10 protein-coding genes are annotated in these 17,586 nt (G+C 41.0%); 1 reads left to right on the top strand and 9 read right to left on the bottom strand.

From position 1 onward, the window contains the following. Positions 1 to 57: 57 nt before the first annotated feature. From PGS38_RS17700 to PGS38_RS12580, 4 genes are all read right to left on the bottom strand, one after another. Positions 58 to 249, bottom strand: coding sequence for an HTH domain-containing protein (locus PGS38_RS17700; RefSeq protein ID WP_238033612.1), 192 nt, complete (start codon positions 247 to 249; stop codon positions 58 to 60). 135 nt (positions 250 to 384) lie between these two features. Beyond that, positions 385 to 1,482, bottom strand: coding sequence for an IS200/IS605 family element RNA-guided endonuclease TnpB (gene tnpB / locus PGS38_RS12590; protein ID WP_055221357.1), 1,098 nt, complete (start codon positions 1,480 to 1,482; stop codon positions 385 to 387). Continuing rightward, the gene (gene tnpA, locus PGS38_RS12585; RefSeq protein ID WP_055227164.1) at positions 1,482 to 1,904 is read right to left on the bottom strand and encodes an IS200/IS605 family transposase; all 423 of its coding nucleotides are present in this window, start codon (positions 1,902 to 1,904) and stop codon (positions 1,482 to 1,484) included. Before tnpA ends, tnpB begins: the two co-directional genes overlap by 1 nt. 95 nt (positions 1,905 to 1,999) lie before the next feature. Then, entirely contained in the window at positions 2,000 to 2,269 is a 270-nt protein-coding gene (locus tag PGS38_RS12580) for an ATP-binding protein (protein WP_242856692.1), read from the bottom strand. Between PGS38_RS12580 and PGS38_RS12575 the strand changes: the two genes are divergently transcribed. Further along, complete coding sequence (locus PGS38_RS12575) at positions 2,262 to 3,263, top strand: relaxase family protein (RefSeq protein ID WP_243104930.1); 1,002 nt, start codon at positions 2,262 to 2,264, stop codon at positions 3,261 to 3,263. The genes PGS38_RS12580 and PGS38_RS12575 overlap by 8 nt on opposite strands. 163 nt (positions 3,264 to 3,426) lie before the next feature. On the opposite strand, the gene PGS38_RS12570 is transcribed toward PGS38_RS12575, so the two are convergent. The 5 genes from PGS38_RS12570 to PGS38_RS12550 all read right to left on the bottom strand — a co-directional run bounded on the left by PGS38_RS12570 (position 3,427) and on the right by PGS38_RS12550 (position 17,347). Next, positions 3,427 to 4,128, bottom strand: a complete 702-nt coding sequence (locus tag PGS38_RS12570; protein ID WP_118601329.1) for a pilin N-terminal domain-containing protein — start codon at positions 4,126 to 4,128, stop codon at positions 3,427 to 3,429. Then, complete coding sequence (locus PGS38_RS12565) at positions 4,112 to 4,966, bottom strand: class C sortase (protein ID WP_118601328.1); 855 nt, start codon at positions 4,964 to 4,966, stop codon at positions 4,112 to 4,114. Before PGS38_RS12565 ends, PGS38_RS12570 begins: the two co-directional genes overlap by 17 nt. A gap of 137 nt (positions 4,967 to 5,103) precedes the next feature. Beyond that, complete coding sequence (locus tag PGS38_RS12560) at positions 5,104 to 6,873, bottom strand: SpaH/EbpB family LPXTG-anchored major pilin (RefSeq protein ID WP_118640998.1); 1,770 nt, start codon at positions 6,871 to 6,873, stop codon at positions 5,104 to 5,106. Between the two features lie 115 nt (positions 6,874 to 6,988). After that, a complete protein-coding gene (locus tag PGS38_RS12555) occupies positions 6,989 to 15,871 on the bottom strand; it encodes a Cna B-type domain-containing protein (protein ID WP_118640994.1) in 8,883 nt (2,960 codons plus the stop codon). Between the two features lie 21 nt (positions 15,872 to 15,892). Then, the gene (locus tag PGS38_RS12550) at positions 15,893 to 17,347 is read right to left on the bottom strand and encodes an Rrf2 family transcriptional regulator (RefSeq protein WP_118601325.1); all 1,455 of its coding nucleotides are present in this window, start codon (positions 17,345 to 17,347) and stop codon (positions 15,893 to 15,895) included. Positions 17,348 to 17,586: the final 239 nt, after the last annotated feature.

The raw sequence follows: 17,586 nt of genomic DNA, 5'->3' as shown, positions 1-17,586 counted from the left end.
TATTTATATATATATTCTCTTGGACTAATCTTGAGCTATCTTGGACTAATTTACTTCTCACTCCTGTAGATCTTTATCTACAATCTCCCAGTAACCATTCTTTGGAGATCCATGTCTTATAAGAATACCATACTCTTTTAACTTCTTAATATTGTTCTCAATATTTCGACTGGCAACCCCAATTTTTTCAGCTAACTTAACTGCTGATAATTGATGATCTTCTGAAAGTAACTTTTTGACACTCCCCACAGCTAAAGCAGGGGGATTCCTGTTTCTTCCACCATTGCATTGGCAAATACCTTACGGTACTGCAATGTCTTACACGGTGTCCACAGGCTATATTTATACTGTTCCCGCATGCCCTGCGGTACAGTTTTCTTATCTTTATGCCGACTGCAGCTGCAGTCCTTTTTTCAAGATATTGATGCCTGCATTCGTATCCCGGTCATGAACTGCATGACAGCCGGGGCACTCCCAGATACGAATGCGCAGATTTTTCACCAGCGGATTCCGATAGCCACAGGCACTGCAGGTCTGGCTGCTCGGATACATCGTTGGTACTTTGCGGATTTCATTTCCATACCACACAGCTTTATATTCCAGCATTTCGAAAAACTTTGCCCACGAAACACTGGCTATCGACTTTGCCAGTTTATGGTTCCGGATCATTCCCTTTACATGCAGGTCTTCGATGCAGATGGTTTGGTTTTCACACACCAGCATCGTTGACTGTTTCTGCAGGAAATCATTTCTTTGATTCGTTACTTTTTCATGTACTTTGGCAACTCGAATTCGCTGCTTATCCCGGTTATGGGATCCTTTCTCTCTTCGGGAAAGTCTGCGCTGTTCCCTTACAAGTTTTCGCATCGAGCGTTCCAGATATTTGGGATTCGCTACTGTATTTCCGTTGCTGTCAGAATAGAACGTTTTGATTCCAACATCAATCCCAATCGTTCCACCCTGATTAGGTCGCGGTTCCGGTTCAAATTCAACGTTCAGAACCGCAAAATATTTTCCGGATGGCGTATGCTCAATGGTTACGTGACGAATGTTTCCCACTTCCATTGACTGACGCACTTTCACATATCCAAGCTTCGGAAGTTTGATATATCTTCCCACGATACGAATGTTGTCTTTTTGATTTACCGTTCTGTACGACTGAAAATGGTTATGTTTGCTTTTGAAAGTTGGATGGGACGCCCTTTTTTGAAAAAAGTTTACAAATCCCCGGTCAAGATCCCGCAATGACTGCTGTAATGCGATGGAATCGACTTCTTTCAGAAAAGCAAACTCTTCCTGCTTTTTCAGTTCCGTCAGCATGGCAGAAGTCTGGCCATAGCCGATTTTTTTCCCTTTTTCATAGCCTTCCTTACGCATGGCAAGTCCCCGGTTATAGATGAACCTGCAGCATCCCAGCGTCTGGTGGATGAAGTTTTTCTGTTCTCTGTTCGGGTAGATCCTGAATTTGATCCCTTTTTGCATTAGCCCATCTTATCCTTTTGTCTCTGCGATGTTTTCTGGTTTTCGATATACTGTTTTACTGCTTCCAGCGGGGCACCGCCAACGGTAGATACAAAATAGCTATTTGTCCAAAGCGTCGGCATCTTAGTTTTAAGATATGGAAATTCCTGTCTTAAAATTCTGGAAGTATAGCCTTTGAAAGATTTTACGGCTTTGTGAATACCAAACTGAGGGTCTACTTCCAGCAGCATATGAACATGATCCGGCATGATTTCCATTTCCAGAATCTCTACAGAAAGATTTGCAGCATACTCTGTGAGCAGTTCCTTCAACCTGGTATCTACACCATTGGTTAATACTTTTCGTCTATATTTAGGACACCATACTACATGGTATTTGCACGAATAGACGACATTGTTGTTTAATTTATATGTTGTATTCATGTTTGTATTATACTATATTTTTTCATTTAATACAACCACTATTTTGTCCATCTCAATTACTTGCGTAAATTCGATGGACGCGTCTTATCGAATTCCTAAAATCTCGGCTTCGAAAGTCCATACTCTTCTGCAGCATTAAGGATTCTTTTTATTCCGCTTCCCCATGCTTCTACAAGTCCCATCTGACTGAATATATTGGTAATGCCTTTATTCCGGATCTTCGAATGACCATTCATGACTTCCTCATAAGTTAATCCGTTATATAATCCACCCGGAGAAGTCACCTCCAGTCTTTCATCATAAACTGCGACCTGAATATAAGATTCATCCAACAGGTTACAGTGACAATGGGCGTTAATGATCATTTCCAATAAGCGGAGCTACCATAAAATCTGCCGGATCAGTAATCGCATCTGCCAAGAAAATGGACTTGCCACCAGTATGCCAACCGGAGAAAAAGGAAAAAGCTATAAAGAGAACATGGAATATCATCATGGCACCAGTTGGAAAGTCAAGCTACGTGTTGCAGTTGATAAGGCAATCTGGACTTCCATCAACTATGAGGAATTTCTACAAAAAATGCAGTTAGCCGGATATGAAGTCCGCCAAGGAAAACACCTGTCCTTCCGTGCACCGGAGCAGAAGGACTTCACTTACATGAAATCTCTCGGAAGTTATTATAGCGAAGAAAATATCCGCATCCGTCTGGCAAAAAATCGTAGCAAAGTGAAAACTCCAAAGCATCTGTCCAGAGGTGCTCGCCTGTATATCAATATTTCCACTTATGTTACAACCGGCAATCGAGAAGGATTTGAACGTTGGGCAAAACTAAATAATCTAAAAGAGGCAACCCGCACCTTCAACTATCTTTCTGAAAATAATCTGCTGAATTATGAAGATTTTCAACAGCATGTTTCTGATGTTGATGCTTCTGTTAAAGCGGCTGAACAGAGAATAACACAAATCAACAATGAACTGAACACGCAGAAAGTCATTCAAAAACATTGTGATTCTTACCGGCTCTGCCGTAAAGTGATTGAAGATTGCAAATCTGCTAAAAATCCAAACGCATACCGGACCAAACATCAAGCAGAATACCAACTCCACGATTCACTAAAAAAAGAGCTTCAGGATCTCGGTGTTACCAAAATCCCAAGCTCTAATAAAATCCAGAAGCGGATAGAAAATCTTGAATCTGAACAGGCTGCTACTGTCCGTGAAAAGCAGGAATTACAGAAAAAGCAGAAGACACTGGATATCATCAGACAGAATTTCACAGCACTGCTTAATTCTCCTGAGATCAGTTCAGACTTACTTCCAGCAAAACGGGAACCTATTTCTGTCACAAGAGATAAATAAGATTGCACTGGCAACTCACTCATTTTCTTTCAAATCTTCCCATGGTTTAAAACCCATTTTCTCCCAGGTGACGCCATACGGTGCACCTCCGGAGGTATTTGTTTTTGGATTATGACAGTTATATAACGAAACGAAAAGACCGGGATTTCCCGATCTTCTCATATTATTTATGGGATTTTCTTTTGCATATACTAAATATGATTAAGGATATTCCCATTAAGGAAAGCCACATAATTACATTCGTATCGTCTCCCGTTTTTACATTTGGAGTATGACTGCTATTATCACCTGATGGTTCTTCTGAAACTGGTGGCGTATTCGTGGTAATTGGTGGTATCGATTCATTTTTAAATTTAGGCTCTGCCGTTACATTCCAAATTATCTGACCATCATAATTACCTGGAACTGTTATGATAAAAGGTTCGCTTTGATATACTTGATTTCCAATTTGTGTTTTTTGTGTCTGCACAAAAAGATACACACCTTTTTCCAGATCTCTGTACATAACTTCTCCATCGGAATTGGTCTTCCCTGATATTCCTTGGATGCCGTTATCCTGTACATATTTTCCCAGTTTTTTTGCAGCTTCTGCCTGAGCAGAAGAATCCTCAAAATCAAATATGACTCCAGACTTTGCAAACTCACTCACTAATGCCCATGAATTATTTTTATATGTTCCAACCTGATACATCGTAAATTCAATATTACTTAGCTTATATACCGTGGTCTCATCTTCAACAGTTGCTTTTAATAATATACTTCCCTGATCATTCGCAGACACAGGTAACGGAATGAGGAGTAAAAGCATACACATCACACTGGCCATACACATATATATTCGCTTATGTTTAATTATTCTGCTCATGTTTTTTCTCCTTCCTGCGTTTATGAGATTTAATGCTCACCCATATGATGATCAAAGCAACAATTCCCCCAATCAATAGAATCAAATTGAATGGAATTGTATGATGAAGACCAACTTCCTCATCTATCTTCTGTGCCTCTTCATACGGAATTCTGGTGCCACGTACAAGCAGTCTGTGTGTATTAACTGCATAAGGAGTGCATGTGACCAGCGTTACATAATCCTTGCCTTTTTCAATTTGTAAAGCATCTGTATCTGATGGCAATACTGTCAGAATCTGATCCACCTGATAGGCAAAGGTATGATGAAGAACTTTAATATAAAATACATCTCCAACCTCCATCTTGTTCAGGTCGGTGAATATCTTGGCATTTGCAAGTCCACGGTGTCCGGATAATACCGCATGACAGCTCTCACCGCCTACCGGAAGCGAGGTGTTTTTCAGATGTCCTACACCTGACTGCAGTACTTTTTCGGATGTTCCATGATAAACCGGAAGAACAACATCAAGCTTTGGGATATCAATATATCCCATCATTCCAGTATCATCAATTTTCAAAAGTTTGTTATACTCATCATCTTCTGTCTGGTTTTCATTGCTTTCTGAAAATGGATCTGCTATGGAACCAATTCCGATCAGGCTTTCGTTGTAGTCCTGTGCCTGCTTGATCATTGCATTTTCCTGTTCTTCCGACAAATGCGAAACTTCCTGTTCATAATCTGTAGCAATGGTTGTGCTGTTCATCTGATTAATGTAATTACTCACTACCGGATACAGGATTAAAGAAAATGCCATCAGATATCCGATTCCTCTTAGTATTTTTACTACTTTCTTCATAATACCTTTCACCTTTTCGTCTGTTTCTTCTGAAATATCCAGTCCACACTGGACATTTCAGAAAAAGCAGACATCCTCCCGGTACAATACCGGGAAGATGAACTGTCTTTTTATCCATTCTTAAACTTCAGAATGTCTTAGTTTTTTGCTTTCTTTTTGCCAAAAGCTTTGCTTGCTGTTAATACACCGAAAAGAACGATACCAGCCAGTGTTACCATGAGGGCACCCTTGCTACCAGTAGATGGAAGCTGTGCACCTGTTTTGTTTTCTACAGCTACTTCTGGAGAAGTTTTTGTATCTTTAATTTCTTTACCTGTTGTTGTAGTTCCATTGTATGTGTAATCAACTGAATAGCTTGTCAGTTTTCCGGTTTTTGGATCATAGTTTGCTTTAATCTCAACCTTGATATCGCTGAGAAGCTTATTGTATCCTTCTGGTGCTTTTGTCTCTCTTAAGTAATAAGTTCCAGCATCAAGACCTTTTACAAGTACTTTTCCGTCAGCATCGGATACAATTTTTGCAGAAGTAAAGCCTGTTGCTTTAGCTTCATCGGCTGTTGCCTGACGGTATACACCTTCTCCTTCGTCTACAATATTAACCTTCGCCTGTTCATCTGCTGCAGTACCTTCTGTGTTTCCCTTGTAAAGCTCAAATTCTGCCTTTGCAAGTGCAGTCTTATCTTCTTTATTATTCTGGTCTTTTAAATAATATTTATAAATTGTAAAATCAAAAGTATGTACATCTACGATGCTTGGCTCAGATGTACCTGTTCCACCTGTTGTCGGGTCATTACTGTATTCAACGACCGCCTTGTTGGTATTTGGATTCATACCGATTACAGCATCTTTGTTTAAGGTTGCAGTGTAAACAACTGTGATTGTCTCGCCTGTATGATTCTTATAGGAATTATAGAAATCATTTAAGGTAACTGTTAAAGTACGTTTAGCCTGGTCATATGCAAGTGCGTATGTATTAGTTCCTGATTTCTTAGCAGTAAGTGTTGTATTTCCAACTTTTACAGATAGTACTTCTTTTAAGTCCAGTCCTTTGGACAAAGTATCGCTAAATTTAAAAGTATAAGAATTATATCCTGTCATGTCCGGCACTTTAGAAGTCAGCTGATAAGTGACAGTATCGCCAATTCCAAAATCTCCAGCTTTCTTTTCATCTGATTCGCTGTGTGGTGCGATGGTATCTTCAGGATTATTCTCATCGTCCAATTCCATCTGATGGCTGCCATCCCATGAAGCATCTACAATAGCACCAACTGTAATTCCGCTTCCACTCTGTGCCGGAATGATTTTCTTGTCTACTGTCGGGTAATTGCTCTTCATGTTAATTGTAGCTGTATCAGCTGTAATGCTAACTAAAGATGCTGCAGATGTATAAGTCTGATTTCCTGGTGCTGTGGAGGTATCTGTTGCTCCTTTTGGATAAACTAAATAGTATCCATATGCTAAATCAGAAACTACTGTAGAAGTTGCTGTCGTATTAACTGTTTTTGTTGCTGTAATATGGTTCTTTGAATCTAAAATCCATCCAAGCACATCTTTAGCAAATGTTTTCGCTGTAGCAGCCTCTCCATTTGCTCCGACCTGTTCTTTAACATAGTTATATGCCGCTTCACTTAAAGCTTCGCCTGTTAAACTTTCAGATCCTGGAATTCTAGTATTATTCTTAAAAAATCCTTCATATGCACTGTTCAGTGTATATGCTACATTCTCGCCACTTTTTGTTGCTGTAAAAATCTGATACAGATCCAGAGTCTTTCCTTCCACTGTATTGTTGACTGTCAGGGTTCCTTTTGGAGCATCTGCTGCATCTGCTGCAAATGCAGTCATGCTCATGGACAGTATCATGGTCATTGCCATCAGAACTGCCATAAATCTTGATACTAATTTCTTCATGTTCCTCTTCTCACTTTCTTTTGATTTTTTATTGGTTCGCTTGGGATTCCTTCAGCTTTTACGGTGGAAGTTCCCCACGCAGCCATATCTCTCTCATGACTCTACTCCCCCTTTCCTACATCGTCTGTTTCCGTTTCCTTCTGCGTCCGGTATAAAGCAGGAACGCTAACAACAAACCACCTGCTACGATGAACATCATGATGCCTTTTCCGCCAGTGTCCGGAAGAAGTGCAAAATGTCGGTTGATAATCGTGAAGGTAAATCCATCATCAGAGCTTTTTATTGTAGTTGTATATCCGTTTATTTCCGTTTCCGTAACAGAATATTCATAATAATGCGTTTTGTCAGCATCATCTTTTATGTAGGCTGGAAGAGTTTCAATCACTTTCTGCCATGTAGATTTTGAAATATCACCTTTTATTTCATAGTTTTCATATCCCGGCACAACTTCTGTTTGTTTTGTTCCTTCCGCATCCGTCCAGCTTCTGGAAATTGTGACCGTAATAGAGTCTGGTCTGAGATTGTCCATATTTCGGAAATCTTTCCAGACTTTGTTTATCGTCAGGTTTACATTCTCATCACATGGATCCTGCGTATCAGACGGTTCCGGTGATGTGCTGTCACCTGTATTGACTGTCGTTTTGGCATCTGACATCAGAACAGCTTTTGCATCTGATATATATGCATTCAGATCTGCTGTTTCAGAAGAATCTTTTGTTGCCATAACTGCATTCTGCAAGGTGTTATACTCATCTACCTGCACGACATGTTTTATCGAGAAGATACTCCATCCATTTTCCTGACTGAACGTATCTGTCAGAAGTTTAGAATTCTTTTTGATCTCATCAAAACTAATCGCCGGTTTTCGGTAGATACGATAATTGTTATTCTCGCCTTCTACACCTGCTTTTGTATTAAAGTCATATGCAGAGTCCAGATCACTTTTTCCGCTGAATGGTCCCACCAGCTTAGATGTTCCACGGACCACATCGCAGTAATACATATTGTTATTCTTCAGCAGTCCTTCATCGTTGTATCCAACAAAACCTCCGCTTCGTCCATCATTTGCAGAACCATCCGCATCATTTCCTGCTCCGCCTGCATAGACATCATATCCTGTACTAATTCCATACACACTGCTGTCCGTGATCTTTGTCCTGTTTGCCTTGATCAGATTGATACTGATATTAGACTTTACATCATTATCTTTTGTTATGATTCCATCTTTATCACAAGGAAGCTTGATGGATGAATCTCCGATCTTGATGATTGCAAGATCTGTCTGTTGATTATTTTCTGTCGACTTTTTAGACAGCCCGACAGAAATATCCAGTCCCAGCAGATTCACATGGAGAAGATTTCCCTCATACAGTGCATCAACCTTCACAATTCCAAGATTGATATGCAAAAGGTTGGAATCCTGGATCTTATCCAGATATAACGCCTGTACAAGCTGATTCAGAACTACGAGCAACGCATCCACCACTGTGGAATCCAGTTTTACATCCGCTAGATAGGCAAAGCTTGTTCTTCCTGCGAAGCCACCAGCTGTTCCACCGGATTCTACCAGTTTCAGGCTGTTTTCCTGATTTTGAGCATCTCCTGCATTACAGCCTGACATTCTGGCAAGATTTGCGTAGCCGATAAATCCTCCCGCAATCTGCTCATCTCCGCCTTTACTCTGAACAGTATAACCTCCAGGTATGCCTGTCACACTGCTGTCATCAATGTGGGAACCGAAAATATCCAGAACGCCGAGGGCACCGCCCAGGAGCTGTCCTGCATTATCTCCCAGCACATCCAGCTTCTCCATTTTTACAACTCCGCTTTTTCCGGAGTATCCTACAAAACCGCCGACGCTGTTTAGTCCAGTTACATAATTTAATCCCATTACGCTGCTGTTTTTGACAGAGCCATTTAACAGGGAACCGCCAAATCCTCCAGCCGTTCCGCTATATGTTACTTCATTATTCTGGCCTGATTTTGTCGCTGTGTTAGCACTGACGCCAAGCCCTGCATCTGGACTTCCTGTGACATTTCCGTAATATACATAACTTCGGAACGCATCCAACACATCGGTTTTTCCAAGTTTTAAAAGATACTGTAATACCGAGGTCTCATTACCTGCACTAATGTTTGCGGCACCGGAAACATCCGCAATACCGAAGCATCCACCGGCATATTCACCGGCTACTACGGAACGAATCTTGTCTGCACGGATTCCGCTTCCCGGCGTATCCTTCTCGCCGAGGACCGCTCCGCAGAGACTTCCTGCAAATCCTCCTGCTGCTTTTGCGTACCCGGTATTGCTTCCATTTTGATAGGTTCCGTTTACGATCACGCCCCAGTCATCCCAGGCTGACACAGATGCACAGCGGATGGTAGAAACAGTAGCATTCAGAACCTTAATCAGTTCTGCCGGAGCATTTACCATAAGAACATCCAGAAGCTTATTCAAAAGTCCCTGCTTTGTAGCTGTATCAATAGCTGCCACACTACCTGGATCTACTTTTCCAGCAAAACCGCCTACATAGGAAGTTCCATCTACACGCCTTAAATTTGTGATACTGCAAGAGGTATTTTCATCTCCCCAGATCTGACCGCCGATCATTCTTCCCACATAGCCTCCGGCAAATCCTGCCAGGTCTTTGTCTGCAATACCGGTTGCTTTGATCCTTGCTCCGGAACGATATCCGTCCACATGGGACTGTTTTACAACCGGCACAAAGGTTTTTAATGCCGCCAGACCGTCTGCACCGATAATCTTAAGACCTGCCAGTGAAACGTCACCTGTGTTTGCCACAGAACCGGTAAGCATCTCACCCGCAAATCCACCGCTGCTTCTGAAGGCTTCCACTGACTGAAGATCTGTTGCAGTTCCATTTGTCACGGTACCGCCTTCCATACGGCCTACATAGCCTCCGGCAGAACCGCCCTGTGTTGCTTTACTTGCCAGAATGCTCCTTCCTGCTGTGACTGCGTATCCATATGCATACTGAGAAATGATCTCATTTAACTGTTCTTGATCATTGACTTCACCAAGTGCCTGTAATTTATTACCGTAACTTCCATAAGAACCGACAGCACCAACCCATTTGTTCCAGGTATCCGTATCCAGTCCACGAAGCGGTCCATAAACAGCTGTATTCTTTTCTGTCGGATACACCGCCTGAAGAAGCGTCAGCGGATTATCTAGTTTGATAAGACCAAATAAAACCTTCAGACTTCCTGTATCTGCAACATTCGCACACCGCATCAGTCCTGTATAACCTCCGGCATATTCCGTTCCATATACGGAACGGATACGATAGGCCGCACATTCTCTTACGGTTCCTGCATATGTAGAGCCTTTCCAGTTATCCGTATTGTTTCCCCAGATCTGACCGCCATAGTTGTAACCTGCATATCCTCCTGCAAGTCCACGGTAAATGCTGTCATCACTTTCAGCCTGAGCCCTCACAGCACCTCCACAAGGTACACAGGTTGTTTCACTGTTTTTGATCACAGGAACAAATGCCTGTAAAACGCCAAAAAGATTATCTGCCTTGATCAGTCCTCCAAGAGCACTTAATCCATCTACCACATCTGCCGCACTCCCCGGCTCCATGGTTCCAACATATCCACCGGCACTTTCACGCCCTATGATATGTGCAAAATTATAAGAATTACTATTCTGAATCTGAACTCCAAGAAGTTCTCCTGCATATCCACCGGCTTTTCCGGTATCACCATCTCCATCTGTTGCAAGAACATTAAATCCGCCTGTTGCTCCGTAAACATCTGAGCTGTCTATGATAGATGCAACTACGGTCAACGCTGATAACAGATTTGAGGCAGAAAGTACCTTATCCAGAACGCTTGCACCTCCGATAGCCGCCGTACTTCCCATAGCAGCTTTCCCAATATAGCCGCCGGCATAACGATAACCATTTACCGCATATGCACTGTCGCTTCCGTAATAACTGCTACCATCTTCCTGCTGCAGATTCTTTGGCTCACTGACACCTGTATGCTGCAATTTATTTACATCGGAATTGCTGATCTGTACACCAGTTCCGCATCCGATAAAGCCTCCGGCACTTCCGGCATCCGCATCGTTGGTGCTGTCTTTTTCAAGAGTACCTGTAACGGTAACAGTAAACCCTTTTTCTACAGAATTAACACTGGCATTACTGATCACCGGAACAAAAGCATTGACCAGGGATAGTAATCCTGTCAGATCAACCAGTTTTGTAAGAATTGATGATTTAGCTCCAATCTCTGCAACTGCTCCAGCTTTTACAAGACCTCCGAACCCTCCGGCATAACGAAGGCCTTCTACTTTCAGAAGATTTTCTACTGCCGTTCCTTTTCCGGAATCAACAGCATTTGCTGAATTATCTACATGACCGCTCTGCATCTCTCCAACGAAGCCACCTGCATAGCCTTCTGCGTTTTCAAATCCGCTGTCAGCCGTAACTGTCAAACCATCTGCGGTACCAGCAACTTTGCAATTCGTAATTTTGCTGGATGCCGCCTGAAGGACACTTGCCAGCTCTTTCAGACTCAGGATCTTACCAAGGACACTATTCAAAAAATCTCCTGTGGCATCTCCTGCCTCCGCTGCACTTCCGGAGCGCATAATTCCGATATAGCCACCGGCATGATATGGTGCTGTGACTTCTTTTACATTGGTCACATCAGAATTCTTAACCATGACTGCTTTTCCATTACCGATATAACCCCCGGCATCTCCAAGAGCCACATCATCATTTTTTCCGGATGCTGTTACAACTAAGCTGTCTCCCTCAATAGAAGAGTCGGAAATTCTCGGATAAGCCACATCCATAACACTGAGAAGCTGATTTACATTTAAGAGGCCCAGTAACTTAATAGAACCTGTCTGTGCCACATCACCAGGCATCAGCCTTCCTGCAAAACCACCGGCATAGCTGGTTCCCTTTATATAAGAGAGTCCGGTAATATTTGTTGTTGCAATCGCACCAGCCTCACCTTCGGTTGTTCCATCCTCACTATTCGTGTCTGCTTTGAATCCGGAATTGTTGTTTCCATAGTTGATATCTACTGCCTGTCCGTCTCCCACAAAGCCGCCCGCCATATCAGCGGATACCTGAGGGTCAGAACCATTCGAAACATAGGCAATAGAAGTATTATTGAACTCCGGTCTCAGGGCACTGACAACTCCAAGCAGATTCTCTAATTCAATTCCTGTCAGTTTTGATGTAGTGGAATCTCCAGCACTTAATGCATCTCCGGCTTTAGCAAAACCTGCAAAGCCTCCGGCTTTTCCTGATGTTGCAGATGCAGTAACAGTTTTCAGGTTGCTGATCTTAGTGTCCCTTGCTCGTCCACTAATGCATTCTCCAATAAAGCCACCACTATAACCTTTCTCATTGCCAGTAGACACACTATATCCTGACGAAACACCTGAAACAGTGCTGTCAACTGTAAACGTCTCAATCATCTGCCCTACAGAAAGAAGGCTGTCAATTTTCAAAAGCGGTAATCCAAGAAGTTTAATACCACCAACATTAGCAAGAGTACCACTTCCGAAATATCCGGCAAATCCTCCTGCACACTTTCCAGCCGTTACAGAATTCAGATTTGTGACGGATGTTTTCCTTACTTCTCCACCTGTTCCATAACCGATAGCACCTCCGGCACGACCATTCTCCTGATTTGACGCAGTAACTGTAAGTCCCAAAGAGCCTCCGTTTACGGAACAATCTTTACATTCAAAACGCATGTAGTCTGCTGCTGTAACTGTTCCGCCAAGGACATCACTGACACTGGTCATTTTAGCGTAACCTAAGATTCCTCCAGCATTCTCTGTTGCTGAAACAGACATGCTTTCTGATGCAGTAATACTATTAGAATGCTCATTAAAACTGTAAGAAATACTGTTTTTTGCAAGCATACGATTCAAAGCTTTTGTAGTTGATTTTGAACCATCTGCAAGTTCTGAAGTATTAGAAACCTGAACAGCTCCGGCATATCCTACAAGTCCGCCGGCATATTTGCCACTGGCATCTAAGGATATCGTACTTCCGTCAATGGTACATCCGCTTATAACAGAAGGGCGAAGTCCCACCAGGTTCAAAATATCCATATCCGTAATATTACCGTTCAACAAACCTGTAAGAAGTTTTTTCACAAGATCAAGAAGACCTTTATTTTCATCAATAGATGTAACAGCACCAAGGGTTGCTAAGCCGGCAAATCCTCCGGTATAATCTTTTCCGGACACTGTACCAAGAGAAGAAATACTGCAGTTCACGGCATAACTGTTACGCATTTCTCCTATAAATCCACCTGCATAACCACTTTCCTTACCAGAGCTTCCTGTCGCAGATACATTTGCACTGCCATTAATGCTACATCCAAGCATTACTGTATTGACCGGGAAATCAGCTATTTGGATTCCCAGATGATCCAGTGCACCTGCAACAACTGCATTGGAAGCACGACCAATAAATCCTCCTGAGTAATCTGTACCATTAACACTCTCAGTACCATTAACTGAACATCCAGTCATTACAGCACCTATTGTTTCACCAGCAAATCCACCTGTATAATTCTGCCCAGATATCGTATCATTGCCAGATACTGAACAATTGCTGAACACCGGATTCACATAGCCAATTGGAATCAGGTTTCCAACACTTAGAACGCCTCCATTCAAAAGCGTTGTAATCAGATCCCCAAGACCTAATACTGGAATCAAGTTTAATAAAGTACTAAGTGCGTCCGTTACTCCTTTAAGCACTCCTGAAAGGGCTTCATATTTTGTAATACCTGAAATGTACCCGACAAAACCACCTGTCCAGCTGTTTGCATTAGACACTCCTGATAATCCTTCTACATGACAGTCTGATATTTGTACGTTTCCTTTTACAACACCGGCAAAAGCTCCTGTTGAAAAAGATTTTGGATCCTTTTCCAACCCACTTGATAATCCCAGGATTTTTAAAACTCTGGTCAACACTACACCAAGCAAACTAAAATCTTTTTTAATAGAATTCGTTGTCGTTGATACAGAAACTCCTGATAAGGTAAGATTTTTTACGACAACCTGTTTTGATGAAATCTGTAATGAACTGTCATATGGGGTCGATAAACTTCTGAAAAATCCAACACCATATTCCGTGTCCGAGCTACTTCCATTTGAATAAGCACTCTGATTAATTGCTGTGTCCTGTACCATCTTTACATTACTGATTTTGACATTAGCACCTTCTGTCATTCCCTTGCGGCCTTCCATATTTCCCTGGAAGTTCTTTATAGGAGTCCAGTTATCATCTTTCCCATTAGAATTAGTCCCTTCTTTGGAAAGATCAATATCACGAAAGATAATATAATTCGCATCCTTACTGTATTTATATCCAGATCCTGCAATATTGGTATTGCTATGTTTTGACGTATCATAAGTAAGTACATAAGTTTTATTCTCATCAACTGTTATACTTTCCGAATCTATATCATCAGTAAAACCACTTTCATCCCCACTGCTTGTAAAAGCTTCTGCATCATCACTTCCTGTCTCAGCTGCTTCCTCGCTATCTGACGGAATCATATCAATCAAATCACTGTCATTTACAGTTTCATCTGCTTCAACGGATGCCGCTTCGGAATCACTGGCAGTACTTTCTGTTGCAGTTACTGTCATATCGGCTGACTCCTGAATCGTACTACTTACATACACATAACACTGTGTAGCTTTTGTACCAGCTATATCCCAAGATTGATTATCCAAATATTCTGTATCGTTCAGCTTATGAGCACCGTTTTTATTAGCATACAATTCCTTTCCGGACCAATTATATGTATCATTAAACTTTACAATATCCGCATCACCCGGATAATACAGTTCCGTTTTGTATTCTGATGTATCCGCTGCCGGTTTCCAGTCTGTATATCCCCCCAGTATTCCCTCATTTTTCTCTCTTGTTTCATATACTCGCCAGATTGGTTCTGTCACATCCGCATCTGTTCCGATTGCCCGGAGCTGTGTTTCATTTCCAATCAGAATATAATTTTTATCACCGATCTTTTTTACCACCTGACCGAAATAATTTCTTCCTTCATAATCAGATGGATAAGCGCTAGTAATATCCTTAGTTGTCTCCTCTGTCCCAGCCTTATTTGCAAGAAGCTCCGGTGTTTCTGTTGTAAATGAAGAAGCAAGCACATAATTATGTGTTTTGCTGTAAGTAAGATAGGAACCATCTTCCAGTGTAAAAACCTGTCCCATTCCAACTTTTTCAGCAATATAATCCTCGCTCATTACAGGTTCGCTGTCTGAAGATTCCCCTTTCATCAATTCAAGCTGGTATCGGTTATACACATAAATCGTATCAGTCACTGAATCATATACTGTGTTGCCCGTGCGCTCTGATGATGAAGTGATGCTACCTGTAAAATCTGATGGGAAGTTCCAGACATTTTCATTATCTATTGGAATATCATTCATCAAACAATAGGAAGCGTCTGATGCATAGGTAAGTTCTGCACCATCTGCAAGAACCTTATCCCCTTCACCAACATTTCCATCTTTGTCTCCGGAAAACATCTGTGTTCCTGTACCGATTTGCAGAAGTTGCTGGTAATTGTAGATACATATTTTTCCATCTTCATAATCTGGATTTGCTTCTTCCAAAGTATCTGAGGTGTTTTCATCCTCGATAATTGTTTCTTCTCCATCTGTAAATCCTTGATCTTCAGAATTACCAAATTCCTCTGTTACTTCAGAACTAATATCTGTATTTGGCTCTGATTCTCCTTCAAAAGAATCAGGAATATCACTTTCCGTGATATCAGATATTTCAGATGTATCACTGCTGAAACCATCCTGTTCCGATATATCTGTAATTTCACTATTGGTCTGCACATTCATTCTTTCTGAATCTTCAGCATTCGCAACTACGACTTGCGAAGATAATAATGTAACACACAGAACAACTGCTGTAATTCGTCTTAAAACACTCAATTTCTTGTTCATAAAATCGCCTCAAATCTTCTGTCATGCTTGACTTTTTGTTACTTTTAACCACTCTGGCTGCTTTGCTGCCGCCGTCAAGCACTGGATCAGTTTTTTAGAAAACGCTCCGCATTCACCATTTGAAATCATCCGTATCGCCTCTTCTGGTTCATATTTTCTTTTGTATGGACGATCATTGATCAATGCATCGTAAGCATCAACAATCCCAACGACCTGTGCGCACATCGGAATCGCATTCCCTTTTAAACCGTCTGGATATCCTGATCCATCATATCTTTCATGGTGGTGTCTGCATATTTCATAGCTATATTTGTTCAGCTTTTCCGTTGTTATCCCCTCTGGGAATCTCTGGGTCATCGCTGCACCTACTAATGGATGTTGTTTTACTACATTCATTTCTTCATCTGTCAACTTTCCATTTTTATTCAAAATTTCAATTGGTACTTTTATCTTTCCAATATCATGAATCGGTGCCAAATGGGCTACTGAAGCAATTTCTTCATCCGTAATTCCATATTCCGGATAATTCTTCTGCAATTGAAGATATACCTGTTTCGTATAGAAGCTGATATCGTCTTGATACCCTGATTCAACTAACTGATTATGATTCAATACAGTAGTTAAAAGTGATACCATATCCCAATACTGCTTTGCCATATCCTGTTCTTTCTTTACGAGTTCCTGTTCCATCCTTATAACTGTGTTCTGGACAATCTTCTCATTATGTAAGGTAATAATTGCAGTATTCTCATTTGCATCTATATATTTTTTTGCTTCCATCCAAACATATGCATTCTTATCTTTTCCAGTAATTCTGCGATACGGAAGATCTTTTTCCATACATCCATCAACTAGTCTTTCTTCTAATCCTTCACTTGATAAGAAGTCATGAACCATTTTTTTATCAGAAGTATACACATATCTTTCTATATATTGATTTATGAACTCTTCATAACTTTTTGTTTTCCTTACTTTCTCATACACTTCACGGATATGTGAATATACACACTCGTAGCTTTTTTCTTTCAAGTTCAGTTTTAATACAACATAAAATCGTCCAAAATATTCATCTTCTCCAGGACGGATAACGTCTGAAACCTTTACGCTCTCTAATTTATTATTGTATGTATTCTGCAAACTCAACAATATTTTATGTATCTTGCAGGTATCTTCTAAATTTCTGGGACAAAAACGATCTTCTTCCAAACAACGATTAATTGCCATTGTTTCCTCTACACACGATATAATATCCATTAAAGAAATGTTCTCCGGTTGTTTTGCCAGCATATAGCCACCATTTATACCTTCACAGGCATTGACTATTTTTGCATCTTTCAGTTTTTTTGCTATTTTAGGAACATAATTAGCAGAAACATTTAGCTTCCGTGACAATTCTGATGTAGATACCATCCGTTCCTGTGCCGCTAAGTAACATACAATTCTAATTGCGTAATCTGTCGAATTTTTCAGTTGCATCGTTATCCCTCTAATCTAAACCCTGCGAGGTCTTAGTTTATATCAAAAAAAATATCAAAATTTGATATCTTCAATATTTTTCGCTGATAATCTTTCTCATCAAGTGTGATATTATACGCTATTAAACTTAAAAATATAATGCACAAAGGATGAAAAATTTTTAACGTTTTTTTATTCAAAGTGCTCCATTTGCGATTAATGGTAAGCGCAAAATATTGCTACATTACTCATGAATTACG

It is taken from the genome of Fusicatenibacter saccharivorans, from assembly GCF_027667425.1.
Lineage (GTDB): Bacteria > Bacillota > Clostridia > Lachnospirales > Lachnospiraceae > Fusicatenibacter > Fusicatenibacter saccharivorans.
This window is presented reverse-complemented; position numbering and strand designations above follow the sequence as displayed.

Coding starts and splice junctions, on each gene's coding strand:
- PGS38_RS12570 (WP_118601329.1), bottom strand. CDS start 4,128: ATGAGCAGAATAATTAAACATAAGCGAATATATATGTGTATGGCCAGT.
- PGS38_RS12560 (WP_118640998.1), bottom strand. CDS start 6,873: ATGAAGAAATTAGTATCAAGATTTATGGCAGTTCTGATGGCAATGACC.
- PGS38_RS12550 (WP_118601325.1), bottom strand. CDS start 17,347: ATGCAACTGAAAAATTCGACAGATTACGCAATTAGAATTGTATGTTAC.
- PGS38_RS12565 (WP_118601328.1), bottom strand. CDS start 4,966: ATGAAGAAAGTAGTAAAAATACTAAGAGGAATCGGATATCTGATGGCA.
- PGS38_RS12555 (WP_118640994.1), bottom strand. CDS start 15,871: ATGAACAAGAAATTGAGTGTTTTAAGACGAATTACAGCAGTTGTTCTG.
- PGS38_RS12575 (WP_243104930.1), top strand. CDS start 2,262: ATGATCATTTCCAATAAGCGGAGCTACCATAAAATCTGCCGGATCAGT.
- PGS38_RS12580 (WP_242856692.1), bottom strand. CDS start 2,269: ATGATCATTAACGCCCATTGTCACTGTAACCTGTTGGATGAATCTTAT.
- tnpB (WP_055221357.1), bottom strand. CDS start 1,482: ATGCAAAAAGGGATCAAATTCAGGATCTACCCGAACAGAGAACAGAAA.
- tnpA (WP_055227164.1), bottom strand. CDS start 1,904: ATGAATACAACATATAAATTAAACAACAATGTCGTCTATTCGTGCAAA.